Annotated in this window: 25 protein-coding genes and 4 tRNA genes; 7 read left to right on the forward strand and 22 right to left on the reverse strand. The window is 66.6% G+C overall.

What is annotated here, in order from left to right:
• Positions 1 to 104 precede the first annotated feature (104 nt).
• Complete coding sequence (locus AC59JP_RS16255; protein WP_497326832.1) at positions 105 to 2126, forward strand: CocE/NonD family hydrolase; 2022 nt, start codon at positions 105 to 107, stop codon at positions 2124 to 2126.
• Positions 2127 to 2159: 33 nt separating this feature from the next.
• The gene (locus AC59JP_RS16260; RefSeq protein ID WP_497327093.1) at positions 2160 to 3062 is read left to right on the forward strand and encodes an alpha/beta fold hydrolase; all 903 of its coding nucleotides are present in this window, start codon (positions 2160 to 2162) and stop codon (positions 3060 to 3062) included.
• Between the two features lie 7 nt (positions 3063 to 3069).
• Here AC59JP_RS16260 and AC59JP_RS16265 read toward each other — a convergent pair whose 3' ends face one another.
• From AC59JP_RS16265 to AC59JP_RS16320, 12 genes are all read right to left on the reverse strand, one after another.
• The gene (locus AC59JP_RS16265) at positions 3070 to 5403 is read right to left on the reverse strand and encodes a thiamine pyrophosphate-binding protein (RefSeq protein WP_497326833.1); all 2334 of its coding nucleotides are present in this window, start codon (positions 5401 to 5403) and stop codon (positions 3070 to 3072) included.
• Positions 5404 to 5668: 265 nt separating this feature from the next.
• A complete protein-coding gene (rplA, locus tag AC59JP_RS16270) occupies positions 5669 to 6385 on the reverse strand; it encodes a 50S ribosomal protein L1 (RefSeq protein WP_497326834.1) in 717 nt (238 codons plus the stop codon).
• 75 nt (positions 6386 to 6460) lie between these two features.
• A complete protein-coding gene (gene rplK, locus AC59JP_RS16275; RefSeq protein WP_497326835.1) occupies positions 6461 to 6895 on the reverse strand; it encodes a 50S ribosomal protein L11 in 435 nt (144 codons plus the stop codon).
• Positions 6896 to 6923: 28 nt separating this feature from the next.
• Positions 6924 to 7748, reverse strand: coding sequence for a transcription termination/antitermination protein NusG (gene nusG / locus AC59JP_RS16280; protein ID WP_497326836.1), 825 nt, complete (start codon positions 7746 to 7748; stop codon positions 6924 to 6926).
• Positions 7749 to 7807: 59 nt separating this feature from the next.
• Positions 7808 to 8203 carry a preprotein translocase subunit SecE gene (gene secE, locus AC59JP_RS16285; protein ID WP_497326837.1) on the reverse strand — a complete coding sequence of 132 codons (396 nt, stop codon included), beginning with the start codon at positions 8201 to 8203 and terminating at the stop codon, positions 7808 to 7810.
• A gap of 48 nt (positions 8204 to 8251) precedes the next feature.
• Positions 8252 to 8324 (reverse strand) — tRNA-Trp (locus AC59JP_RS16290).
• 128 nt (positions 8325 to 8452) lie between these two features.
• On the reverse strand, positions 8453 to 8881 hold the full coding sequence (gene hadB, locus AC59JP_RS16295; RefSeq protein ID WP_497326838.1) for a (3R)-hydroxyacyl-ACP dehydratase subunit HadB: 429 nt from the start codon (positions 8879 to 8881) through the stop codon (positions 8453 to 8455).
• On the reverse strand, positions 8871 to 9413 hold the full coding sequence (gene hadA / locus AC59JP_RS16300) for a (3R)-hydroxyacyl-ACP dehydratase subunit HadA (protein ID WP_497326839.1): 543 nt from the start codon (positions 9411 to 9413) through the stop codon (positions 8871 to 8873). Before hadA ends, hadB begins: the two co-directional genes overlap by 11 nt.
• A 13-nt stretch (positions 9414 to 9426) precedes the next feature.
• On the reverse strand, positions 9427 to 9594 hold the full coding sequence (gene rpmG / locus AC59JP_RS16305) for a 50S ribosomal protein L33 (RefSeq protein WP_188543351.1): 168 nt from the start codon (positions 9592 to 9594) through the stop codon (positions 9427 to 9429).
• A gap of 43 nt (positions 9595 to 9637) precedes the next feature.
• Positions 9638 to 9710: transfer RNA gene (locus AC59JP_RS16310), tRNA-Met, on the reverse strand.
• A gap of 35 nt (positions 9711 to 9745) precedes the next feature.
• A tRNA-Thr gene (locus tag AC59JP_RS16315) sits at positions 9746 to 9818 on the reverse strand.
• 147 nt (positions 9819 to 9965) lie between these two features.
• Positions 9966 to 10048: transfer RNA gene (locus tag AC59JP_RS16320), tRNA-Tyr, on the reverse strand.
• 114 nt (positions 10049 to 10162) lie between these two features.
• Here AC59JP_RS16320 and AC59JP_RS16325 point away from each other — a divergent pair.
• Positions 10163 to 10654 carry a YajQ family cyclic di-GMP-binding protein gene (locus AC59JP_RS16325; protein WP_497326840.1) on the forward strand — a complete coding sequence of 164 codons (492 nt, stop codon included), beginning with the start codon at positions 10163 to 10165 and terminating at the stop codon, positions 10652 to 10654.
• A 19-nt stretch (positions 10655 to 10673) separates the two neighbouring features.
• On the opposite strand, the gene htpX is transcribed toward AC59JP_RS16325, so the two are convergent.
• Both htpX and AC59JP_RS16335 read right to left on the reverse strand, forming a co-directional pair.
• Complete coding sequence (htpX, locus tag AC59JP_RS16330; RefSeq protein ID WP_497326841.1) at positions 10674 to 11567, reverse strand: zinc metalloprotease HtpX; 894 nt, start codon at positions 11565 to 11567, stop codon at positions 10674 to 10676.
• Positions 11568 to 11605: 38 nt separating this feature from the next.
• Positions 11606 to 12622: a polyprenyl synthetase family protein gene (locus AC59JP_RS16335; protein WP_497326842.1), complete on the reverse strand. Its 1017-nt coding sequence runs from the start codon at positions 12620 to 12622 to the stop codon at positions 11606 to 11608.
• Positions 12623 to 12716: 94 nt separating this feature from the next.
• Here AC59JP_RS16335 and AC59JP_RS16340 point away from each other — a divergent pair, with 94 nt between their 5' ends.
• Positions 12717 to 13976, forward strand: a complete 1260-nt coding sequence (locus tag AC59JP_RS16340; RefSeq protein ID WP_497326843.1) for a geranylgeranyl reductase family protein — start codon at positions 12717 to 12719, stop codon at positions 13974 to 13976.
• Here AC59JP_RS16340 and AC59JP_RS16345 read toward each other — a convergent pair whose 3' ends face one another.
• The 3 genes from AC59JP_RS16345 to AC59JP_RS16355 form a co-directional block, all read right to left on the reverse strand.
• Entirely contained in the window at positions 13977 to 14651 is a 675-nt protein-coding gene (locus AC59JP_RS16345) for a demethylmenaquinone methyltransferase (RefSeq protein WP_497327094.1), read from the reverse strand. It lies immediately after the preceding gene.
• Between the two features lie 101 nt (positions 14652 to 14752).
• Complete coding sequence (locus tag AC59JP_RS16350; protein ID WP_497326844.1) at positions 14753 to 15883, reverse strand: glycosyltransferase family 4 protein; 1131 nt, start codon at positions 15881 to 15883, stop codon at positions 14753 to 14755.
• Between the two features lie 56 nt (positions 15884 to 15939).
• Positions 15940 to 16392, reverse strand: a complete 453-nt coding sequence (locus AC59JP_RS16355) for a DUF3592 domain-containing protein (RefSeq protein WP_497326845.1) — start codon at positions 16390 to 16392, stop codon at positions 15940 to 15942.
• Positions 16393 to 16521: 129 nt separating this feature from the next.
• On the opposite strand from AC59JP_RS16355, the gene AC59JP_RS16360 reads away from it, so the two are divergent.
• A complete protein-coding gene (locus tag AC59JP_RS16360) occupies positions 16522 to 17022 on the forward strand; it encodes a DUF2505 domain-containing protein (protein ID WP_497326846.1) in 501 nt (166 codons plus the stop codon).
• An 81-nt stretch (positions 17023 to 17103) separates the two neighbouring features.
• Here the strand turns inward: AC59JP_RS16360 and menD are convergent, their stop codons facing one another.
• Positions 17104 to 18714: a 2-succinyl-5-enolpyruvyl-6-hydroxy-3-cyclohexene-1-carboxylic-acid synthase gene (menD, locus tag AC59JP_RS16365; protein ID WP_497326847.1), complete on the reverse strand. Its 1611-nt coding sequence runs from the start codon at positions 18712 to 18714 to the stop codon at positions 17104 to 17106.
• A 40-nt stretch (positions 18715 to 18754) separates the two neighbouring features.
• Between menD and AC59JP_RS16370 the strand changes: the two genes are divergently transcribed.
• Positions 18755 to 19354, forward strand: a complete 600-nt coding sequence (locus tag AC59JP_RS16370; RefSeq protein WP_497326848.1) for a flavin reductase family protein — start codon at positions 18755 to 18757, stop codon at positions 19352 to 19354.
• On the forward strand, positions 19351 to 20430 hold the full coding sequence (locus AC59JP_RS16375) for an AbrB family transcriptional regulator (protein WP_497326849.1): 1080 nt from the start codon (positions 19351 to 19353) through the stop codon (positions 20428 to 20430). Before AC59JP_RS16370 ends, AC59JP_RS16375 begins: the two co-directional genes overlap by 4 nt.
• A gap of 57 nt (positions 20431 to 20487) precedes the next feature.
• Here AC59JP_RS16375 and AC59JP_RS16380 read toward each other — a convergent pair whose 3' ends face one another.
• From AC59JP_RS16380 to AC59JP_RS16395, 4 genes are read right to left on the reverse strand one after another with little or no spacing between them, the layout of a single operon-like run.
• A complete protein-coding gene (locus tag AC59JP_RS16380; protein WP_497326850.1) occupies positions 20488 to 20925 on the reverse strand; it encodes a DUF6918 family protein in 438 nt (145 codons plus the stop codon).
• Positions 20926 to 20967: 42 nt separating this feature from the next.
• Positions 20968 to 21915 carry an o-succinylbenzoate synthase gene (locus tag AC59JP_RS16385; RefSeq protein ID WP_497327095.1) on the reverse strand — a complete coding sequence of 316 codons (948 nt, stop codon included), beginning with the start codon at positions 21913 to 21915 and terminating at the stop codon, positions 20968 to 20970.
• Positions 21915 to 22223, reverse strand: a complete 309-nt coding sequence (locus AC59JP_RS16390) for a GNAT family N-acetyltransferase (RefSeq protein ID WP_497326851.1) — start codon at positions 22221 to 22223, stop codon at positions 21915 to 21917. The genes AC59JP_RS16385 and AC59JP_RS16390 overlap by 1 nt, the downstream gene beginning before the upstream one ends.
• On the reverse strand, positions 22223 to 22681 hold the full coding sequence (locus AC59JP_RS16395) for a carboxymuconolactone decarboxylase family protein (RefSeq protein ID WP_497326852.1): 459 nt from the start codon (positions 22679 to 22681) through the stop codon (positions 22223 to 22225). Before AC59JP_RS16395 ends, AC59JP_RS16390 begins: the two co-directional genes overlap by 1 nt.
• Positions 22682 to 22690: the final 9 nt, after the last annotated feature.

The raw sequence follows: 22690 nt of genomic DNA on the forward strand, positions 1-22690 counted from the left end.
ACAGCTGTGACAAACCACCGTCGATCGACCGTACTGGTCGACACGTTCGACAGAATCCACGGGCCGATGCAGTGATACCGGCGTCGCGGCGGTTGAATCGCTGGATGACGATGCAACCCGTTCGGCCCCTCGTGAGTCCCGAACGGCTCGATCCGGACCGAGTGCGGCCGGGGCACATCGGAGCAGTGCCGGTCCGAACCTTCCGCACCTTCCCCCGCGACCCGTCGGGCGGTTCCGCTGCGGAAGCCTGGCGCGACCTGGTGGACGCTCCGCCGGAGTACGACGGCATCGCGGTCAGCCGGGACGTGCGGATCACGATGAGCGACGGGGCCACCATTCGCGCCTACGTCATCCGACCGGCCGACGCGTCCGGGGTAGCGGCCGCGGGGCCTTTCCCGACCATTCTCAACATCACGCCCTACAACAAGCTGTTGATCAAAGGCGTCGACAACCTTCTGTCCGCGCCCGTGATCGGGCCGCTGGTGCGCCGCGCGTCCGCTCGGTTCGACCTGTCGGGGACTCCGTTCGACGGGATCACCGAGCTCACCCGAGTCGTCAGCGGCGGCGCCGCAGACCTGCTGTCGGTCAACCGGCACCTGGTGCGCAGCGGCTACGTCCAGGTGATCGCCGACGCCCGCGGAACCGGATCGTCGACGGGTGTCTGGGACATCCTCGGTGCACGGGAACAGCAGGACACACTCGAGATCATCGCGTGGTTGCGTGATCGATCGTGGTGCGACGGTCACATCGGGATGGCCGGTATCTCCTACTCCGCCATCAACTCGCTGCAGGCGGCCTCCGCCGGGCCGGACGGTCTCGACGCCATCTTCGCCGTCGAGGGCTCCGACGACATCGTGCGCGAGATCTTCGCGACGGGCGGCGCACCGTCGCTGTTCATCCCACTCTGGTTGGCGGCCGTCAACGCACTGAAGTGGGTGCCGTCGGCGGGCATGAAATCCGGTCTGGCCGGGTGGGCCGCGTCGAGATTGCGTTCTCCCGCAACGTCGTTGGTGGATCTGGCGTCGGGTTTTCTGTTCGGCGCGGACCCCCGGATCTACGACGACCCCTACTATTCGACGATCGACGCGGCGGTCGAGAACATCGACATCCCGACCTTCCTGTACGGCTGCTGGCACGACATCTTCGGCGGCGCCGCACCCGACATCTACAACCGCCTCCGGTTGCCCCGCGGCCGCAAGCAGTTGCTGATCGGCGACGGCTACCACGGCAATCCCGGTATCGGTTTCGGCGAACCGGGGTTCCCGCCGCGGCTCGACGTTCTCGAACGCGCCTGGTTCGATCGGTGGTTGCGCGGCATCCACAACGGAATCGAGAAGTACGGCCCGGTGACCCTGCGCCAGCAAGGCGGAACGTGGAAGGCGCACGGCGACTTCCCCGCCCCGCACGCCGTCGTGCAGCGGCTGTACCTCGACGGCGAGCCGTCCGGAACCGCACGCCACGCCGCGCACGACGGATCGCTGAGCACCGCGGAACCCGTCGCGCCCTCCGTGGTCTCCGTGCGCCCCGGAGTGCGCACCGTCGTCTCGCGCGACACGACGCAGGTGCTGGCCGGCGTTCCGGCCGTGCTGGGCGGCGGATTCACCTACGACGCCCGCTTCGCCGAGCGTGACGGCCTCTCCTTCACCACGCCCGCGGCGACGGCGTCGGTGGTGCTGTCGGGGCCCGCGAATCTGCACCTGCGCACCGTCGCGCACGCGCGGGAGGCCATGTGGGCGATCAACCTGTGCGACGTGGCTCCCGACGGAACGTCCACCGTCCTCACCAACGGGGCCTTGCTTTCGTCCCGCCGAGCCGTCGACGACGAGCTGAGCACCTTCGCGCCGAACGGCGACTATCTGATCGCGCACCACCCCCTCACGCGCGCCGCGCTGCTGCCGGTCGTTCCCGGTGAGCCGACCACCCTCGACATCGACCTGCTGTCCACCGAGGCCGTCATCGAGGTGGGTCACCGCCTGCGGGTCGACGTGTACGCCGCGGACTCACCGCGCTTCGTGCCGATTCTTCCGGACCTGTGGCGCACCAGGTGGCGCGCTCAGGACGTGATTCTCGACCCCGACGAACCCTGCTTCCTGACCCTTCCGCTGCTCGGCGACCCCGGCTGGTAGGTATTACCGTCTGGTAGGCATAGCTCTATGGACATCACTCGCGGCATCGCCGACGCCAACGGTCTGAAGATCGCGTACGAGGACATGGGCAACCCGTCCGATCCCCCAGTGCTGCTGATCATGGGACTCGGCTGCCAGCTCATTACCTGGTCACTCGAGTTCTGCGAGCGACTCGTCGAGGCCGGCTACCGGGTCATTCGGTTCGACAACCGCGACATCGGACTGTCCTCCAAGATCGAGGGCGCGCACGTCAGCGGCAATCCGCTTCTCCGGCTCGTGCGCCACGAGCTGGGAATGTCGAGCTCGGTTCCGTACACGATCGAGGACATGGCGATGGACACCGTCGGGCTCATCGATCATCTCGGTATCGACAAGGTGCACGTGGTGGGCGCGTCGATGGGGGGAATGATCACCCAGGTCTTCGCCGGTGCGTACCCGAATCGTGTTCTCTCCGTGTCGATTCTCTTCTCCAGCACCAACCAGAAGTTCCTGCCTCCGCCGGACGTCAAAGCACTGCTGCCGCTGCTGCGGCCGGCGCCGAAGAACGCCACGCGCGAGCAGATCATCGAACGCTCCGCGACCACGTTCGCCACCATCGGGAGCAAGAAGTACGCGTCGACTCACGAGGAGCGGATCGCCGACGCCACCGCGGCGTACGAGCGAAACTATTACCCGGCCGGGCTGATTCGGCAGTTTGCCGCCATCACCGGGACCGGTAGCCTGATCCGCTGGACCACGCGCATCACCGCGCCGACCGTGGTGGTGCACGGCACCTCCGATCCGCTCGTCCGACCGGCAGGCGGCAAAGCCATCCACCGCGCGGTGCCCGGATCGGAGCTGATCCTCATCGACGGGATGGGCCACGACCTTCCGAATGCGTTGTTGGACAGGATCACCGAGGCGTTCGTGAACAACTTCTCGAAGGTTGCCGTCTGACCTCGTCTCAGCTACCCAGCACGTCCAGCGCCGCTCCGATGATCGAATCGGTGTCGATGTGGTGGTGTCGGTAGACCTCGTCGAGCGAACCGACCTGCCCGAAGTTGCTGACGCCCAACGACGTCGAGGCAACTCGGTTCACGGTCGCCAAAAAGGCCAAGGTGTGCGGGTGGCCGTCGAGCACGGTCACCATGGGAGTCGCCCGGTCCGCCGGCAACAGCTGATCGAGAATCCACGACTCGGCGTCGCCGTGCCCCTGCCGAGCCTGCACGGCGCGATAGAGCTGACCGGCGCTGGTGATGCAGAGGACGTCGGCGATCACACCGACCTGCTCCAACCGGGCGGCCGCGGCCAACGCTTCCGGCACCACGGCTCCCATCGCTGCGATGGTGACGGTGGCGCGCTCGCGGCGCACCAACGGGTAACCCCCGGCGACGACCTGACGGCGTCGACGCTCACGCGCAGCCGGGTCGGTCGGGACGTCGGCCAATGTCTGATCGACGGGCCGGGTGGACAGGCGGAGGTACGCGGACGTGCCGTCCGGTCGCCCGAGCCGCCCGATGCTGGCCAGCAGAGTCCACTCGACATCGATCGCGAAGGCGGGCTCGTACGAGATGCAGCCTGGTTGCTCCAAACCGATCGACGGAGTCTTGATCGATTGGTGCGCACCACCTTCTGCTGCCAACGTGACTCCGGACGGGGTGCCGACGAGGATCGACTGCCCACCCGCGTAGATCCCGTACGACCACGGCTCGAGCGCGCGTTCGACGAACGGGTCGTACATCACGCCGATCGGGAACAGCGGCTGTCCCCACCGGCTCCACGTCGACCCGAGCTCCCCCATCAAGCCGACGAGGTTCGTCTCGGCGATTCCGAGTTCCATGTGCTGCCCGGACGGGCTCTCACGCCAGTGCATGATCGTTTCGGCGTCGTCCTCGAACCAGTCGTGACGCTCCGACGACGACCACACGCCGACCTTGTTGACCCAGCTACCGAGGTTGGTGCTCGAGCTGACGTCCGGACTGACGGTGACCACTCGTTTCGCGGCCTCCGGTGCCTCGCGGGTCAGGTCGATCAGAACCCGGCCCAGCGCTGCCTGCGTCGTCGCCGTTCCCTTCGGCGTGCGACCGATGTCGGTGGGCACGGCAGGCGGCTGAACCTGCGAAATGGGTTCGCGGCGAAGCCGTTCCGCGGTGGCGGCACAGAGCCGACCGGCGGCGCTCTCCTCGTCGAACGTCGCCCACGGAGCTTCGGGATCGGTGCCGAGCGTCTGCGCCAGCGCCGCGTATTCCTCGACCGTCAGCAACGACGAATGGTTCTGCGGATGCCCCTGAGTGGGCAGGCCGAAGCCCTTGACCGTGTACGCGATGATGACCGTCGGCCGGGTGTCGTCGATCTGGGCATACGCCTGCCGCAGCGCGTCGAGGTCGTGGCCGCCGAGGTTCCGAATGGTCTCGGTGAGGACGGTGTCGCTCAGGTCGGAGATCAGCTCGGCGATCGTGGACGCATCGGGCCCGTCGCCGGGAAGCCTGGTGCGCAGCTCGTGGGCCGAGCAGCGAAGCAGCCGTTGGTATTCCGGGTTCGGCATGTCCAGGATCCGGCGGCGCACCGCGTCACCGCCCGGCTGCGCGAACAGGTTCTCCAGCAACCGTCCGAACTTGACGGTCAGAACCTGCCACCCGGCGGCGTCGAACATCTTCTCGAGGCGGCGCGCGGCGATGTTCGGCACGACACGGTCGAGCGACTGACGATTGAGGTCGACGATCCACACGATCTCGCCCAGCTCGGCGATACCGGGATCGATGACGGCTTCCCAGACGGCGCCCTCGTCCAGTTCGGCGTCACCGACCAGCGAGTACTGACGGCCCGAGAATGTGCCGTCCGCTCCCGTGGATCCACCTTCCACGAAGCGCCGCGCCATGGCTCCCCAGATGGGCGCTGTCGCACCGATACCCACGGAGCCGGTGGAGTAGTCGACGGTGTCGGGGTCTTTGGAGCGCGACGGATAGGACTGCAGGCCGCCGTAGGCCCGAAGCGTCGTCAGGTACTTCTCGTCGAGGTCCCCGAGCAGGTAGTTGATCGCATGCAGAACGGGAGACGCGTGCGGTTTCACCGACACCCGGTCCCCGGCCTTCAACTGTTCGAAATAGAGGGAGGTCATGATCGTGACCATCGATGCGGACGACGCCTGATGCCCACCGACCTTGAGGCCCGACGGGTTGGGCCGAATTCGGTTGGCGTGATGGATCATCGACGTCGACAGCCAGAGCACCTTCTCCGCGATCTGGCGAAGTTCGTCACCGGTGGACGAGCGGTTGTCGGCCGGGCTGATGCTGGTCATGATCGTCTCTCCTGAAGTCTGCGTACTGCTGCTAGAAGAGTTCGGATCACGAACCGCGGGACTGTGCATGGGTGGTGCACTGCACCCAGTCCACCATCAGGCGGGCTGACTGCGCAAGAGAGCGGTCGAGGGTTGATCATTGTGCGCATGTGTGCGGTTCCATGGGGTGCACATGTTGGTCAGACTGAGGTGCCCCAGCGACGAGGACCCTGGAAACAACAAAGGCCGGCACCCTCACGGGTACCGGCCTTGTGTCGAAAGCTGTCTACGCTTCTGCATCCTCGAGGAGGTTGCGGGTACGGTTCGGGTCCACCGGGATGCCCGGTCCGGTGGTGGTCGAGACCGTGACCTTCTTGACGTAGCGGCCCTTCGCCGACGACGGCTTCGCGCGCAGGATCTCGTCCAGTGCGGCGCCGTAGTTCTCGACCAGCTTGGAATCGTCGAACGACGCCTTGCCGATCACGAAGTGCAGGTTGGCCTGCTTGTCGACGCGGAAGTTGATCTTTCCGCCCTTGATGTCGTTGACGGCCTTGGTCACGTCGGTGGTGACGGTGCCCGTCTTCGGGTTCGGCATCAGGCCACGCGGTCCGAGGACGCGGGCGATGCGGCCGACCTTGGCCATCTGGTCGGGGGTCGCGATGGCGGCGTCGAATTCGAGCCACCCACCCTGAATGCGCTCGATCAGGTCCTCGGCGCCCACGGCGTCGGCTCCGGCGGCGGTTGCCTCGTCGGCCTTGGCACCGGCGGCGAACACGATCACGCGTGCGGTCTTACCGGTTCCGTGGGGGAGGTTGACGGTGCCGCGCACCATCTGATCTGCCTTGCGGGGGTCGACGCCCAGACGGACTGCGACCTCGACGGTGGCGTCGAACTTGCTCGACGCGGTGTCCTTGGCCAGCTTCGCTGCTGCGAGCGGCGAGTAGAGCTGGTCCTTGTCGATCTTTGCTGCTGCGGCCTCGTAGGCCTTGCTGCGCTTTGCCATTGAAAATCCGTTCGTTGGATCGTGAAGGATGTGGTGTCCAGGCCTGGCCGGCCCTCCCACGTACTACCGGGGTGTTCAGCCCTCGACGGTGATACCCATCGACCGTGCAGTACCGGCGATGATCTTCGCGGCCTGGTCGATGTCGTTCGCGTTGAGGTCTTCCTGCTTGGTCTTGGCGATGTCGCGCACCTGCTCCATGGTCACCTTGGCGACCTTGGTCTTGTGCGGCTCACCCGATCCCTTGGCGACGCCGGCTGCCTTGAGCAGCAGCTTCGCGGCGGGAGGCGTCTTCAGCTTGAAGTCGAACGAGCGGTCTTCGTAGACCGAGATCTCGACCGGCACGACGTTGCCACGCTGCGACTCGGTCGCTGCGTTGTACGCCTTGCAGAACTCCATGATGTTGACGCCGTGCTGACCGAGGGCGGGGCCCACGGGCGGTGCCGGGTTGGCGGCGCCGGCCTGGATCTGAAGCTTGATGATCCCGGCTAGCTTCTTCTTCTTGGGGGGCATCTGTCTTTCCTTGTTTCGTTGTGGGGATTTAGATCTTCGCGACCTGCGTGAAGTTCAGCTCGACCGGTGTTTCACGGCCGAAGATCGAGACCAGCACCTTGAGCTTCTGCGACTCGGCGTTGACCTCGCTGATGCTGGCAGGCAGGGTCGCGAACGGACCGTCCATGACGGTGACCGACTCGCCGACCTCGAAGTCGACCTCGATGACCGGCTTCGACGTGCCGTCGGACGACGCCTCTGTGGCAGCGGCACCGGCGGTGACCTTCTTCTTCTCTTCCTGCGGGAGGAGAAACTTGACGACCTCGTTGATGGTCAGCGGCGACGGGCGCGAGGTGGCGCCCACGAAGCCGGTGACGCCGGGTGTGTTGCGCACCGCGCCCCACGACTCGTCGTTGAGTTCCATGCGGACGAGGATGTAGCCGGGCAGGACCTTGCGGTTGACCTGCTTGCGCTGTCCGTTCTTGATCTCGGTGACCTCTTCGGTGGGCACTTCCACCTGAAAGATGTAGTCACCGACGTCGAGGTTCTGGACGCGGGTCTCGAGGTTGGCCTTGACCTTGTTCTCGTATCCGGCGTAGCTGTGGATGACGTACCAGTCACCGGGCGCGCGGCGAAGCGCAGCCTTCATCTCGGCGACGGGGTCGGCCGGCTCGGCATCGATTGGCGCATCGTCGGAGGCAGAGTCGGTGTCGGTCTCGCTCTCGGCGCCCGTTGCGGCAGCGACATCCTCGGCAATGGCCTCGTCGGTCTCGCGGTCCTGCGCAGCCTTGTCCGCTTCGAGACCCTGCTTGGTGGCCTCGATGTCGGCGTCGACTGCGGCGATCTCGACGGAATCGTTGTGGGGTGCGCTCACGTGAGGTGCACTCGCTTCCTTGCTCGTTTTCGGTGGTGGATGACGGACAGGCGTTCGGACTAGCCGAACAGCCAGGTCACGCCCTTGATGAACGCCAGGTCGAGCCCGCTGATGTAGGCGACCATGAACGTCACGAACACGACCACCACGATCGTGTACGTGACCATCTGCTTGCGGTTCGGCCAGATGACCTTGCGCAGTTCTGCCACGACTTCGCGGAAGAACTTCCGCAGGCGCTTGAAGATGTTCTGCTTCGGAGCGGCTTCCTTGCGTGTCCGGTTCTCGACACGGCTGGCCGTGGCGACGGACTTGCCCGCGGTCTCGGCCTCCGGAGCGGAACTGCGGCGGCGAGGGCGCTTGCCGGTCGGTGTGGCGCCGTCGACGGATGCGTCGGTGGATGACTCGGTGCTCTCGGGATCTACCGATCCGTCCGAGCTGCCGCCCTTCACACTCACCGAAGCTTCCTCTCGTCACAGGGTGCACTCGCACAGGGAGTGCCAGGGCAGGGGCGACAGGACTTGAACCTGCAACCTACGGTTTTGGAGACCGTTGCTCTACCAATTGAGCTACGCCCCTCCGGCGGAGCCGAAGCTCTGCCGTCCCGGGATCACATGACATACGCGCCGCCTTGCAGGCAGCGCGCAGCGCCGAGCAACCCCAGAAATCTCAGTGTACTGCACCCCGATGGGCCGGACGAAATCGTCTCAGGCGAGGTTGACGGTGGCGGTGGCCCGCCCGAAGATCTTCTTGCCCTCGAACTTCGCCACGATGGCGATGGTGGCCTGCTTGGCGTCGGCGTCGAGGGATTTCACCTTTCCGGTGAACTCGACTTGCGCGGGCGCCGTCTCCGGGACGAGAACCGGGCTGGTGAACCGCACGTTGTATTCGGCGACCGCGCCCGGATCACCGAGCCAAGAGGTGACGTAACCGGCGCCGAGACCCATGGTCAGCATCCCGTGAGCGACCACCGTGGGCAGACCGGCCAACGTCTTGGCGACGGGATCGCTCCAGTGAATCGGGTTGGGATCACCGGACACCCCGGCGTAGTTCACTAGGTCGCCGCGGGTGACTTCGTAGGTCCGGTCGGGAAGATCGTCACCGACGGACACCTCGGACAGCTTCTTACAGCTCATGCATCATCACTCCCCTGACGGTGTCCATGTAGGAGACCTCCGACGCTCCCCCGGTGCGAGCGACCAGGGTGGTCCAGGACGACACGACTGCTTCGCCGGATCCGTTCGAGATGATGTTCTTGGTGACGAAGATGTCACTGCCGCCCATCTGGCGGAACGATTCGAGGTACACGTCGACCATCAAGTGGTCACCGGTACGAATCGGGTGGTGGAACTCGAGGCGCTGATCGGCCTGCATGACCTGGCTGACGTCGTAGCCCTTGATGACGGTGTCGAACATCGCCTTCTGGGCCATCACGCCGACGATGGACACGAAGGTCAGCGGAGCGATCAACGCGTCGTAGCCGAGCTCCCCGGCAGCCTGCTCGTCGTAGTGAGCGGCGTGGCCGTCCTGCACGGAACGTGCGTACTCGCGGATCTTCTCGCGGCCGACTTCGTAGAAGTCGGGCATCCGATAGTGATACCCGACCATCCTGAGCGCGTGCTCGGCGGGACTTTCGGTCTCGTCGACCGTGGGCGCTTCTGACGTCACCAGGTGAAAGAGGTCAGCGCGATTCGCGGTGCGCGCGATGCGTTCCGCAGTTCGGGCAGAACTTCTTGATCTCGAGCCGGTCGGGATCGTTACGACGGTTCTTCTTGGTGATGTAGTTACGGTGCTTGCACTGCTCGCACGCCAAGGTGATCTTGGGGCGAACGTCTGTGGAGGAGGCCACGGTGATGCCTGCTTTCGAGTCGATCGGTGGTTTGGAGCTTGTGTAGCGATGGCCGGACTTGAACCGGCGACACAACGATTATGAGTCGTTTGCTCTACCGACTGAGCTACACCGCCTCGGTGCCGGACGCCGGCCGGCGCTCGGTCCCGCGAGCCCCCTAACGGAATCGAACCGTTGACCTTTTCCTTACCATGGAAACGCTCTACCGACTGAGCTAAGGGGGCGTGGTTCGGCACATGGAAAAGCGCGCCGAAGCCTTGACGAAGGTTACACAGTACTTCTGTCCCGAGCCAAACCGGCTGGTCGAAGCCCTGCACACCCTGGATACAACGTCAGCCCCGCCAGGAAATTCCTGTCGGGGCTGACGTGTGTGGCAGATGTAGGATTCGAACCTACGTAGGCATAAGCCGACGGATTTACAGTCCGCTCCCATTGGCCGCTCGGGCAATCTGCCGGGTGCGCCTGCGCGCGGAGGAAACTGTACAACGCGATATCCCCTTCAACGCAAACCGGCTGATCAAGTACGGTCGATCGTTGTTCGTCAACCAAGGTTTGTAAGGAGTTTTCGGTGGCCGACTCGTCGTTCGACGTCGTGAGCAAGGTGGACCGGCAAGAGGTCGACAACGCGCTCAACCAGGCCGGCAAGGAACTGTCGACGCGCTTCGACTTCCGCAACACCGGCGCCAGCATCGAGTGGTCCGGTGAAGAAGCGATCGTGATCACAGCGGACGCGGAGGAGCGCGCCAAGGCCGCGCTGGACGTGTTCAAGGAGAAGCTGATCCGCCGCGACATCTCGCTGAAGGCGTTCGAGGCGGAGGACCCGGTGCAGTCCGGCAAGACCTACAAGATCACCGGCACGCTCGTTCAGGGCATCACCACCGAGAACGCCAAGAAGATCTCGAAGAAGATCCGCGACGAGGGCCCCAAGGGCGTCAAGGCGCAGATTCAGGGCGACGAATTACGCGTCAGCAGCAAGAAGCGCGACGACCTTCAGGCCGTGCAGCAACTGCTCAAGGGCGAGGACTTCGGCATCGCCCTGCAGTTCGTCAACTACCGGTAGTTCGTCAACTACCGCTAGCTCACAGATACGGCCCGCCCGCCTGATCCCGACCGGCCTCCGGCCTTCCCGCCATCTCCTCCAGCCGAGCGATGCGCTCGTCCATCGGCGGGTGGGTCGAGAAGAGCTTCGACGCCCGATCACCCATGCGGAACGGGTTGGCGATCATCAGATGTGACTGCGCAGTCAGACGCGGCTCCGGCGGCAAGGGCGCCAGTTGCGTGCCCGACGCAAGCTTGCGCAGTGCGGAGGCCAACGCCAACGGATCGCCCGTCAGCTCGGCGCCGGACTGGTCGGCCTGGAACTCCCGTGAGCGAGACACGGCCAGTTTGACCAGCGATGCGGCGATGGGTCCGAGCATCGAGACCAGCAGCAGCGCAAGGGGATTGGCCCCTTGGTTGCGCCCGCCGAACGCGTTGGCGAAGAACGCGAAGTTCGCCAGACCGGAAATCACCGCAGCCATGGCGCCGGCGACCGACGAGATGAGGATGTCGCGGTTGTAGACGTGTGAGAGCTCGTGGCCGAGCACGGCACGCAGCTCGCGTTCGTTCAGCAGGCCCAGAATTCCCGACGTGCAGCAGACCGCCGCGTTGCGCGGGTTGCGTCCCGTCGCGAAGGCGTTGGGCGCGTTGGTGGGGCTGATGTACAGGCGGGGCATCGGCTGGTGCGCCGACGTCGCGAGCTCACGAACGATGGCGTAGATGCGCGGGTACTCGACCTCGGTGATGGGCACCGCGTGCATCGATTTCAGGGCAAGTTTGTCGCTGTTGAAGTACGCGTATCCGTTCATGCCGACGGCGAGCAGCACCGAGATCAGGAGGATCGTCGGGCTCTGGAACAACGCACCGATGAACACGATGAGTGCCGACATCCCGACCATCAACCCGAAGGTCTTGGCTCCGTTCGCGAACTTCATGACCGATCAACGATCGGCAGTAGGTGCGCGGTTCCCGCTCAGCTGACGCGGGCGACGGTGTATTCCACGAGGTGAGTCATCGCGTCGTTGGCGGGCCCCTGCGGCAGCGCAGCGAGCTCGTCGCGCGCACGCTGGGCGTACGACTCCAAGGTGGCCCGTGCGTGCGCCATCCCGGGTGACCGGGCGAGCAGCTCCAGCGCCTCGGCGAGTGCGTCGTCGTCGGTGACCGGTCCGGCGAGCAGTTCGCGCAGACGGTCGCCCTCGGGTCCGCTCTCGCGCAGCGCGTACAGAACAGGCAACGTGTGGACGCCTTCGCGCAGGTCTGTGCCGGGTGTCTTGCCCGACTGGGCGGAGTCGGAGGAGATGTCGATGATGTCGTCGGCGATCTGGAACGCCGTGCCTACGGCGTCTCCGAGACGTTCGAGACGACCGATGTGCTCGTCGTCGCCGCCGGAGAACGTGCCACCGAACTTGCCGCACGCGGCGATCAACGAGCCCGTCTTCTCCCACACCGTCTTGATGTAGTGGTCGACGGGATCCTGACCCGACTTCGAGCCCACCGTCTCGCGCATCTGCCCCGTGACGAGTGCGGCGAACGTTTCGGCGATGGTGAGGACGGCGCCGGGTCCGAGAGTGGACACCAGCCGGGATGCGTGGGCGAAGAGGTAGTCGCCGGCGAGGATGGCGACGCTGTTTCCCCATCGGGCGTTGGCGCTCTCCACACCGCGACGCATGGAGGCTTCGTCCATCACGTCGTCGTGATAAAGAGTCGCGAGGTGCACCATCTCGAGAACGGTGGCCGAGGTGACGACGTCGGGATCGGACGGTTTGGGGCCGAACTGCCCGCACAGAATGGTGAACAGCGGGCGGAATCGTTTGCCGCCGGCCTTCGCGAGGTGCAGAGCCGCTTCGGTGAGGAAGTCCTCGCCGTCGGACAACTCGTCGACGAGTAGCGTCTCGACGTCGGCCAACATCGACCGCACCGACCCAGCGAGCGCGGCGTCACCGAGATCGACGCCGGCAACAACCGTCGATGCGCGTTCCGTGTCGGTCACCGTGCCAGCACCTTTTCTTCTCTTGCGTGCCCGAATGGAGTTCTCCATCGGTCCCTCAACTATGCCCAACCTAGCGTGCCTGGATGATGGAGTGATGACCCGAGCACCAGGTGGCGACGCGCGGCGCGTCCCGAGCGAGACGGACGTCCTGGTCGTCGGCGCGGGACCAGCCGGTTCCGCTGCGGCCGCGTGGGCCGTTCGAGCAGGTCACGACGTTGTTCTCGCCGACGCCGCCCAGTTTCCTCGCGACAAGACCTGTGGCGACGGTCTGACTCCGCGTGCGCTCGCCGAGCTGGACCGGCTGGGCGTCGGCGAGTGGGTTCGATCACGCGGCATCAATCGGGGGCTACGGCTGACGGGCTTCGGGCAGGAACTCGAATTGCCGTGGCCGGGCGGGTCGCTGCCCGCGGTGGGCAGCGCGGTCCCCAGGTCCGAGCTCGACGACGCGATCCGGCGGGCCGCGGTCGACGACGGCGCTGTGATGGCGTCCGGCGCGAAAGCGGTCGACGTGACTCGCGACGGCAACCGAGTCCGATCGGTGACCTTCGACACCGCCGGCGGCCCGCACACGGTGGCATGCCGAAAACTGATCGTCGCCGACGGTGTCCGCTCACCACTCGGCAAGAAACTCGGCCGACAGTGGCACCGCGACACCGTCTACGGAGTGGCGGCTCGGGCGTACGTCACGTCGTCGCGCAGCACCGACGAATGGATCACCTCCCACCTGGAACTGCGCGACGCCGCGGGCACTCTGCAGGCCGGATACGGCTGGGTGTTTCCGCTCGGAACCGGAGAGGTCAACCTGGGGGTCGGCACCCTCGCGACCGCGAAGAGGCCGGCGGGCGGGGCGCTCAAGCCGTTGCTCGAACTCTATGCGTCACAACGTGAGTCGGACTGGGGGCTCTCGGACGGGGTACGCGGCTACGCGTCGGCTCTGCTCCCGATGGGCGGCGCGGTCTCGAACGTCGCGGGCGAGAACTGGGCGATCATCGGCGACGCGGCCGCCTGCGTGAACCCGCTCAACGGCGAAGGTATCGACTACGGCCTCGAGGGTGGTCGGCTGGTCGTGGACGTGCTGCACGAGAAGGATCTGACCGAGGTGTGGCCCGCCGTTCTGCGCGAGCATTACGGACAGAGCTTCTCCGTCGCTCGCCGCCTCGCCGGACTGCTGACGCTGCCCCGGTTCCTGCCCGCGGCGGGGCCCGTCGGCATGCGATCGACGGCGCTGATGCGAATTGCGGTGCGCTGCATGGGAAATCTGATCACCGAATCGGACTCGGACATGGTTGCGCGGGCGTGGCGAGCGTCCGGGTCGGGGTCACTGAAGGTGGACTCGCGGCCACCGTTCAGCTGACTACACGGCCTTGACTGCGCTGTGCAGCGCGACGATCCCCGCAGTCAGGTTGCGCCACTGCACATCTCGCCACCCGGCGTCGGCGAGACGCTGAGCAAGTTGCTTCTGCGTCGGCCACGCACGGATCGATTCCGCGAGGTACACGTATGCGTCCGGATTGCTGCTGACCGCGCGTGCGACCGCCGGAAGCGCCTTCATCAGGTACTCCATGTAGACCGTGCGCAGCGGGGTGAACACCGGAGTCGAGAACTCGCACACCACCAGCCGACCACCGGGCCGGGTGACGCGCAGGATCTCCCGAAGGCCCGCGTCGAAGTCGGACACGTTCCGAAGTCCGAACGAGATGGTGGCGGCGTCGAAGACGTTGTCGCCGTAGGGAAGATGCATCGCGTCGCCGGCGACCATCGGCACCTCGCGAGATACTCCGGCCTTCAGCATGCCCTTGGAGAAGTCGGTGGCCACACACCAGGCCCCCGAGCGGGCCAGCTCCTCCGTCGACACACCGGTCCCCGCGGCGAGGTCCAGTACCGTCTCGCCCGCCGTGAGGTTCAGAGCCTCGCGGGTGGCCTTGCGCCAGCCACGGTCCTGACCGAACGACAGAACGGTGTTGGTGATGTCGTATCGCTTGGCGACGCCGTCGAACATCGACGCGACGTCGTGCGGCTTCTTGTCCAACTGAGCCCGGGTAACTGCGGGAAGGCCGGAGGCCGGCCGGTTATGTGCGGGAAGGCCGGAGGCCGGCCGGTTATATGCTGCCACTCTTACGACGGTACCGGTCAGGCGGCTGCGGCCTGTTCCCAGCCGAGCACGTCCGCGTAGTGACCCATCAGTTCACCGCACACCGCAGGCCATGTGCGGTGCACGACGGACTTGCGCGCGGCGTCGGCAAACCGGGAACGCAGCACGGGGTCGAGCAGTGCGCCGACCGCGCTGGGCAACAGTTCCTCGAACCGCGGAACCGGTAGGAGGTATCCGTTGCGGCAGTGATTCACCAGGTCGATGGGCCCGCCCGCCTCGGGTCCGATCACCGGAACACCGCTCGAGAGTGCTTCCTGCACGGTCTGGCAGAAGGTCTCGTGCTCGCCGGGGTGAACGAACACGTCGAAGCTGGCGTACGCCTCGGCAAGCTCGGAGCCGCCGAGCTGGCCGAGGAAGCGCGCCTGCGGCATCAGCGCCTCCAGCCGGGATCGCTCCGGTCCGTCACCGACGATGACCACCTGTACACGGGGATCGGTCGACAGCTCGGCCAGCCGCTCCACGTGCTTCTCCGGCGCGAGTCGGCCGACGAAGCCCACGATCAGAGCGTCGTCCGTCCAGTCCGCTCGCAGGTCCGCCCGACGCGCCGACGGTGCGAATCGTGTCGTCTCCACCCCTCGGCCCCACTTGTGGACGCGCGGGATGCCATGCGCGGCAAGCGCATCCATTGCCGACGTCGACGGCGCCAGGGTGCGCGTCGCCCCCCTGTGGATGCGGCGAGTCCATCGCCAGCAGGCCCGCGACGTCAGTCCGAGGCCGTAACTTTCGGCGAATCCCGCGACGTCCGTCTGGTAGACGGCCACCGTCGGCACGTCGAGCCGTCTGGCCGCGGCCAATCCGCCCGCGCCGAGTGCGAAGGGCGACGCCAGGTGAACGACGTCGGGATCGAAGTCCCGGAGCGCTCCGGTCAGCCCCGGGCTCGGAATGCCGACGGGTAGCGAGCTGACCTTCGGGACGTTCACCGACGGCATCCGTAGAACGGGAACGCCCCGGTGCTCCGTCGGAGCCTTTGGGAGGTCGCCGGGGGTATCGGGTGCTATCACCATGGCCGAGTGACCGGTCCGCTCGAGATGCTCGAGCACCCGGATCACGGAGTTGGTGACTCCGTTCATGTTCGGCAGGAACGACTCCGCGACGATCGCAATGCGCACGGACCGATTCTGGAACCGTCGCACGGCCAGTCGGCAATGCCGACATTACGAGTCGGCTAACCCGCCGCTAACTTCTTTTCCGCTGCTTCTTTTCGTCCGCGGGTGTACCAGAGCAGAGGCGCCGCCACGATCCACGTGATCACGATGACCGAGGCAGCAGGAATGACGGCAACGGATGCGTCGCGGCCCGCGACGCGCACCAGATCGGGATCGCTCTGCGCGTACTCGACGTCGATGCGCTGGCCGACGATCAGATTGGTCGGATAGAGCACTCCGAGCGGCGGGTTGTGCGTCACTCCGTCCGGCGTCACGAACGACACCGCGGAGCGCAGGCGACCGGCCGACAGGACTTCCGCCGTAGCGAAGCCCTCGTTACCGCTGATGGTGCGATCGTTGCGCCATGCCGCCACGACGAGCAGCACCGCGAGCGCCGACACCCCGATGGCGACCACCCACAGCACCCGGTGGGTACGGCGCCGCGCTGCGCTGCGGCCGTCGGTGGTCGTCATGGTGCACAGGCTAACCAACACCGGGAAGGCCGGAGGCCGGTCGGTCGCACCGGGAAGGCCGGAGGCCGGTCGGTCGCAGCGGGAAGGCCGGAGGCCGGTCGGCGGTACTACCGGGTAACCTCGGCGACCATGCCCAAGAAGTTCGAGTTCACCGAATCCTTCGACGTCACACCCGCGGTCGCCTACGAGGCGATGACGGATCACGATCTGTGGTCCAAGCGCCTCGACGACACGAAGGGCCGCGTGGACATGGAGTTCTCCACCCTCCCCGACGGCGGTTTCACCGTGTCGATGTCGGAGGGCGTGGGCGCTCAGGTGCTGCCGGGAATCGTGAAGAAGGTGGTCCGCGGCGATCTGAAGATCATCCGCACCGACACCTGGGGACCGCTCGAAGGCGACCGCGCGCACGGAACCTTGAAGGGCGGCTCCACGGGGCTGCCGTCCAAGGTGGACGCGGTGTTCACGCTCGAACCGTCGGGCAGCGGCTCGAAGCTCACGCTGAAAGGAAAGGCGGAGGTCAAGATTCCGCTCGTCGGCGGGAAGATCGAGTCCATGGTGACGGACATGATCGGCAAGCTCGTCCGCTCGGAGAGCAAGCAGGCACGAGAGTGGTTGGCGGAGAAGGCCTGACGGTCCCGGTCAGCCCTTCCGGGTCACAGCACGAGAGTGGTTGGCGGAGAAGGCCTGACGGTCCCGGTCAGCCCTTCCGGGTCACAGCGCGCGTCTGATCGACGCGTGCAGTTCGCGTAGCCCGGACCGTTCCGTCGGGACCTCGAGCACGCGGATGCCGTCGGCGTGGCCGGCGAGCTCACGTGCGAGTTCGTCCGTGTCGACGCGGGTGTGCGGAATGCGGTACGCCGCACAGAGAGCCGCGAGATCCATCCCGTGCGGAGTGCCGAACACTCGCTCGAACACACCCGCGTACTGAGGGTCACCCTGTTCGAGCAGTTCGAAGATTCCGCCGCCGTCGTCGTTGGCCACCACGATGGTCAGATCGAGCGGGCGAGGCTCGCCGGTACCGATCAGCAGGCCCGCAGCGTCGTGCAGGAACGTCAAGTCCCCCAACAACGACACAGTTCTCTTCCAGTGCGCCAGTGCGGCACCCACCGCCGTCGACACGGTCCCGTCGATGCCCGCGACACCGCGATTGGACAGCACGCGGACGTCGGAACGCGGGTAGCTCACCAAAGCCATGTCGCGCACCGGGTTCGAGGCACCGAGGAGCAGCAGATCACCCGGTTGCCGCGCCTGCGCGACGACGGACGCCACGTGCAGGCCCGTCGACTTCGGGTGGGCCGAGAGCTGGTGTTGTACAGCGTTGTCCGCAGACTTCGACGCCTCGGCAGCGCGCTGCAGCCAGTCGGTCGACGGGGCGCCGCTGACGATCGCCCGTGTACCGGTGGCCATCACGTTGCCGGAAACGTCGGGCCACCGCGGTCCGGTGGTGAGCGCGAAGACGTCGACCTGCGGATCCGCGAGTAGGGACGACACCTGCCGGTGCAGCGTCGGCCGGCCGGTGATGACGGCCTGTGCGGGCTTCAGGCCCGACAGGGCAAGAGGATTGAGCGCTGTCCCGTGCAACGGCGCGGTGGGCTCGGCCACCGTCGGCAGCCCCGCGAGCTCGGGGCGCAGAGCCGAGCCGTGCCCGGAGATCACCACGGTGTCGCGCGTGAGATCGAGGTCCAGCGGCACGTCCAGGGTTGCGTACTCGGTTGTGGTCCAAGCGCTTCCGTCGGAACGACCGGTATCGATCGAGTTGAGATCCGCGACGTCGGGCGTCAGCGGTTCCCGCAGCGGCACGTCGAAGTGGACGGGACCGGCGTTGCCCGAACGGGTTCCGCGTGCCGCGGCCAACACGCGGCACACCGCCGAGCGCCACTGACTGTTCTGCGTGGGCCCGTCCTCGGCGAGTCCGAGGCTGATCGTGGCGCGCACCTGACTGCCGAACAGACCCAGCTGCTCGACGGTCTGGTTGGCGCCCGTACCGAGCATCTCGTACGGCCGGTTGGCACTGAGCACCACCAGTGGCACGCGGGCGTAGTTCGCTTCCAGCACGGCGGGCGCGAGGTTCGCCACCGCGGTGCCGGACGTCATGACCACCGGCACCGGCCGACCACTCGACACGGCGAGGCCGATCGCGAGGAAGCCGGCGGTCCGTTCGTCGATACGCATGTGCAGACGGATTCGGCCGGCCTGATCGGCGGCCTGCAGGGCGAAAGCCAGTGGAGCGTTCCGGGACCCCGGACACAGCACCACGTCCTGCACGCCGCCGCGATACATCTCGTCGACGACGGTCACTGCCTGATGGGTGGACGGGTTCACCAATTCAGAGTGCCACAAGAGATAGGGCAGACTCGAGCAGGTGCGTACTGTCTTCGATCCACGAAACATCGAGCCCGGCGACTACTACAGGCTGCTCACGGCATCGATCGTCCCCCGACCGATCGCTTGGGTGTCCTCGATTTCGGCCGACGGTGTGGCCAACCTCGCTCCCTACAGCTTTTTCACGGTGGCCTCCACGGCCCCTCCGGTGGTGCAGTTCACCTCGGTCACCCGCAAGGACAGCCTGCGCAACATCGAGGCGACGGGCGAGTTCGTCATCAACCTCGCTCACGAACCGCTGATGGACGTCGTCAACGCGAGTTCGGCCAACTACGAGAGCGAGACCAGCGAATTCGACGCCCTCGGCATCGAATCGGAGCCGAGCGAGATGGTCGCACCGCGCCGAGTGGCCGCCGCTCCCATTGCGATCGAGGCTCGGCTGCGTCAGGTCATCGAGGTCGGCAACTGTTTCGTCGTCATGGGTGACGTGGTCGCGATGGCCGTCAAGCCCGACTTCCTGGCCGACGACGGCCTCCCCGCGTTCGCCGATATCGCGCCACTGAGCCGCCTGGGACGCGACGAGTGGGGGCTGACGCCTCCGGTGCGCCGCATCGAGAGGCCCAGCCGACCCTCCACGTGAGCGGCGTTGTCCGCGGCAACGGCGACCGGCCTCCGGCCTTCCCGTGGGCAGCTCTGGCGGTCGTCACCGCCCTCGCGACCGTCGGAGCGGAACGGCTGGGCGTGCCGTCGGCCGCTCTGTTCGTCGCCCTCTTCGTCGCGACCGGCTTCGCCCTCGGCGGCATCGGCCCCGCCGGTGTGCCGCGCAAGGCGGCGATGGCGGCGCAGGCCGTGCTCGGTGTCGAGATCGGCACGCTGCTGCAACGAGACACGTTGTCCGGCCTCGGTTCCGGATGGATCGCCGTGGTGCTGGTGTGCCTCGGCACTCTCCTGCTCAGCCTTGCGGCCGGAGCCCTGCTGGGTCTGCACCGCGACGTCGACCACCTCACCGGGGCACTCGCGCTGGTCGCCGGCGGAGCGTCGGGACTGGTGGCGATCACGCAAGAACTGGGCGGCGACGAACGCGTCGTCGCGGTGGTGCAGTACCTGCGGGTGCTGCTGGTGACGGCGTCGTTGCCACTGGTCGCCACGGTGGTGTTCGCCGCCGACACGTCCGCCGGGCCGTCCGTGACGACGTCCACCGGAACGGCGACCTGGTACGTCAGCATCGCGTTCGTCGCGGTGTGTGCGGCCGTGGGCATCGTCCTGGCGAAGCTCTTGCGCCTCCCGGCCCCCGCTTTGCTCGGCCCTCTGATCGTCTCCGCGGCGGCGGACCTGCTCGGCTTCGGGTTCGGCGCCGCGGTCCCCACTCTGCTGCTGACGGTCGCCTACTTCGCCATCGGCTGGCAGGCCGGGTTGCGGTTCACGGTGTCGAGCCTGCGGTCGATCGGGCGGGTTCTGCCGTGGGCGCTGCTGCTCATCATCGCGATCGCGGTGGGCTGCGCTCTGCTGGGTCTGGTGTTGGTGCAGACGACGTCGATCTCGCCCTACGAGGCGTACCTCGCGACGACGCCGGGCGGCGTCTACGCGGTTCTCGCCATCGCCGCTGCCACCGGCGTGAACGTGACGTTCGTGGTGGCCGCGCAGATCGTGCGGGTGTTCATGATGCTGTTCGCGGTGCCGGTGGGGGCGCGGATCTATCAGAGCCGGCGCCCCTGACCTGTGCGCGATTTCCGCCCCCCTGGGGGCGGAAATCGCGCACAGGGGGCGGAGTCCCTACGCGCTCGCGTGCTTCTGAATCAGGTCGCCGAGACGCGGGAGGGCCGCGGTCACGTTCTTCTTCGCCGACGGACGCAGCGACGAGTAGCCCTTCTTGATGGCCGACTTGGTGGTCTCCTCGATCCGCGCGTCGGTGACGCCCAGCAGGGCGTCGGAGGCGGCGTCGGAGTTCGCGACCAGGTAGTCGCCGAAGCTGCCCGTCGGCGCAGCCTGGTACTGCTGCCAGAACGGTTCGAGGGCCTCGACGAATCCGGGCCACAGCTTGATGATGGCGTCGTCGACGACCGACGGGCCGATCTTCTTGACCGTGCCGTACACGGCCTTGACGGTCAGCCCCTTGTCCGAGACCTCGGAGTCGATCAAGCCGCGGACGTCGACGAGCAGTGCGGGACCCTTGGCCTCGTCGAGCAGAGATTCACGAAGTGGTGCAGCCACGAAACAATCCTTCGGTCGGTTTATTCGATGTCGGCCGGGACGTTACCCCACAAGCGCGTAGGCACGCCGGGCTCGGGCGTGCCACCAGTCGCGGCGCTCGGCCGACGCGGCGAGCCGCTGCAGACGCGCCGGATCCGGCACGGACGCGGTGACGTCGAGCCGGCCGTTCACGACCTCCCGTCCGGGTGCGACGTCCTCGTCGAACAGCCTCCCGGTGGCGAGTCCGCAGGCGAGGCTGCCGTCCTGCAGGGCTGCTGCCGCAGCCAATCCGGCACTCATTCCCACTGCGGTGTCCAACGCGCTCGACACGACGATCGGCACCCCGAACTCCGCCAGCTCGTCCGCGAGGCGAAGAACCGCGCGCATCCCACCCAGCGGCGGGACCTTGACGATGGCGACGTCCGCAGCCCCGGCGCGCACCACACGCATCGGGTCCTCGGCTTTGCGGATGCTCTCGTCCGCGGCGATCGGGACCGACACCCGGCGGCGAACCTCGGCGAGCTCCTCGACGCTCGCGCACGGCTGCTCCGCGTACTGCAACTCCCCCATCGAGCTCAGCGCGGTCACTGCCTGCTCGACGGTCCAGCCTCCGTTCGCGTCCACGCGTACGTTCTCCACCGACTCGCGGACGGCGTTCACCCGCGCAATGTCGTCGGCGAGCGTCTGGCCCTTCTCGGCCACCTTCACCTTGGCCGTGCGGGCGCCGGGGTAGCGGGCGAGGATCGACGGTACGTCCGCCGCCGGCACCGCGGGAACGGTCGCGTTCACGTCGACACTGGTGCGCAGCACGGCGGGCGGGCCCTGGTAGGCGGCTTCGATTCCGGCGGCCAGCCACGGCGCCGCTTCGGCGTCGTCGTATTCGGTGAAGGCACCGAACTCGCCCCACCCAGCAGGGCCCTCGAAGAGCATGGCTTCACGAACGGTGATGCCGCGGAACCGAACTCGCATCGGCAGACTCACGACGTGCGAGTTCGCCAGCAACTCCTCGATCACTGCAGATCGAAGCGACCGCGCTGCCGCTCGGGAACGAGGTCCACATACTCGCGATGCTTACCGATGAACGCCTTCACGAACGGGCAGAACGGCAGAACGGTGTTCTCGTGTGCCCGTGCGTCGTCCAGGGCGAAGCGAATCAACTGGCCCGCGAGACCTCGTCCGCCGTACTCGGGTTCGACGACCGTGTGCGTGAACGAAATCTCGTGCTCGGTGCGTGTGTACTCGGCGTACCCGAGAACCGTTCCGTCCTCGCGTATTTCGTAGCGATTGCTCTCGGGAACGTCCACGACTTCCGCGGCCATCACTTCTCCTTCGGTAGAGGGTGCAGACTGAGAATCGAGATGCGGTTGAACGCGTTGATGGCGATCGCGGCCCAGACGAGCACCGCTACTTTCTCGTCGCCGAGAATCCCCCGCAACCGCACGTAAGCCTCGTCCGGAATATGTTCTCCCGCAACCGACGTCACCGTCTCGGCGATCTCCAGCGCGGCGCGCTCCACATCGCTGAACACGCGCGCATCGCGCCACGCGGGAAGCACAGCGAGGCGGCGGTCGGTTTCACCGGCAGCGCGAGCCGCGCGGGTGTGCAGGTCGAGGCAGAAGACACACCGGTTCATCTGCGAGACGCGCACGTTGACGAGTTCCATGACGATGCGATCGAGCCCGACCTGCGCGGCCTGATCCTTGACGTCGAGCGCAACCGCGCTCAGATGCTTGTACGCCGCAGGCAACGCCTTGTCGACGAAAACACGGCTGGTCATGGATCGAGA

It is taken from the genome of Rhodococcus sp. 320_ES, assembly GCF_059691855.1.

Bases quoted from the DNA above. Each gene is read 5' to 3' on its own strand.
- AC59JP_RS16255 (WP_497326832.1), top strand. From the start codon at position 105: ATGACGATGCAACCCGTTCGGCCCCTCGTGAGTCCCGAACGGCTCGAT.
- rplK (WP_497326835.1), bottom strand. From the start codon at position 6,895: ATGCCCCCCAAGAAGAAGAAGCTAGCCGGGATCATCAAGCTTCAGATC.
- AC59JP_RS16265 (WP_497326833.1), bottom strand. From the start codon at position 5,403: ATGACCAGCATCAGCCCGGCCGACAACCGCTCGTCCACCGGTGACGAA.
- AC59JP_RS16395 (WP_497326852.1), bottom strand. From the start codon at position 22,681: ATGACCAGCCGTGTTTTCGTCGACAAGGCGTTGCCTGCGGCGTACAAG.
- htpX (WP_497326841.1), bottom strand. From the start codon at position 11,567: ATGAAGTTCGCGAACGGAGCCAAGACCTTCGGGTTGATGGTCGGGATG.
- AC59JP_RS16360 (WP_497326846.1), top strand. From the start codon at position 16,522: ATGCCCAAGAAGTTCGAGTTCACCGAATCCTTCGACGTCACACCCGCG.
- rplA (WP_497326834.1), bottom strand. From the start codon at position 6,385: ATGGCAAAGCGCAGCAAGGCCTACGAGGCCGCAGCAGCAAAGATCGAC.
- hadB (WP_497326838.1), bottom strand. From the start codon at position 8,881: ATGAGCTGTAAGAAGCTGTCCGAGGTGTCCGTCGGTGACGATCTTCCC.
- AC59JP_RS16340 (WP_497326843.1), top strand. From the start codon at position 12,717: ATGACCCGAGCACCAGGTGGCGACGCGCGGCGCGTCCCGAGCGAGACG.
- AC59JP_RS16355 (WP_497326845.1), bottom strand. From the start codon at position 16,392: ATGACGACCACCGACGGCCGCAGCGCAGCGCGGCGCCGTACCCACCGG.
- AC59JP_RS16390 (WP_497326851.1), bottom strand. From the start codon at position 22,223: ATGGCCGCGGAAGTCGTGGACGTTCCCGAGAGCAATCGCTACGAAATA.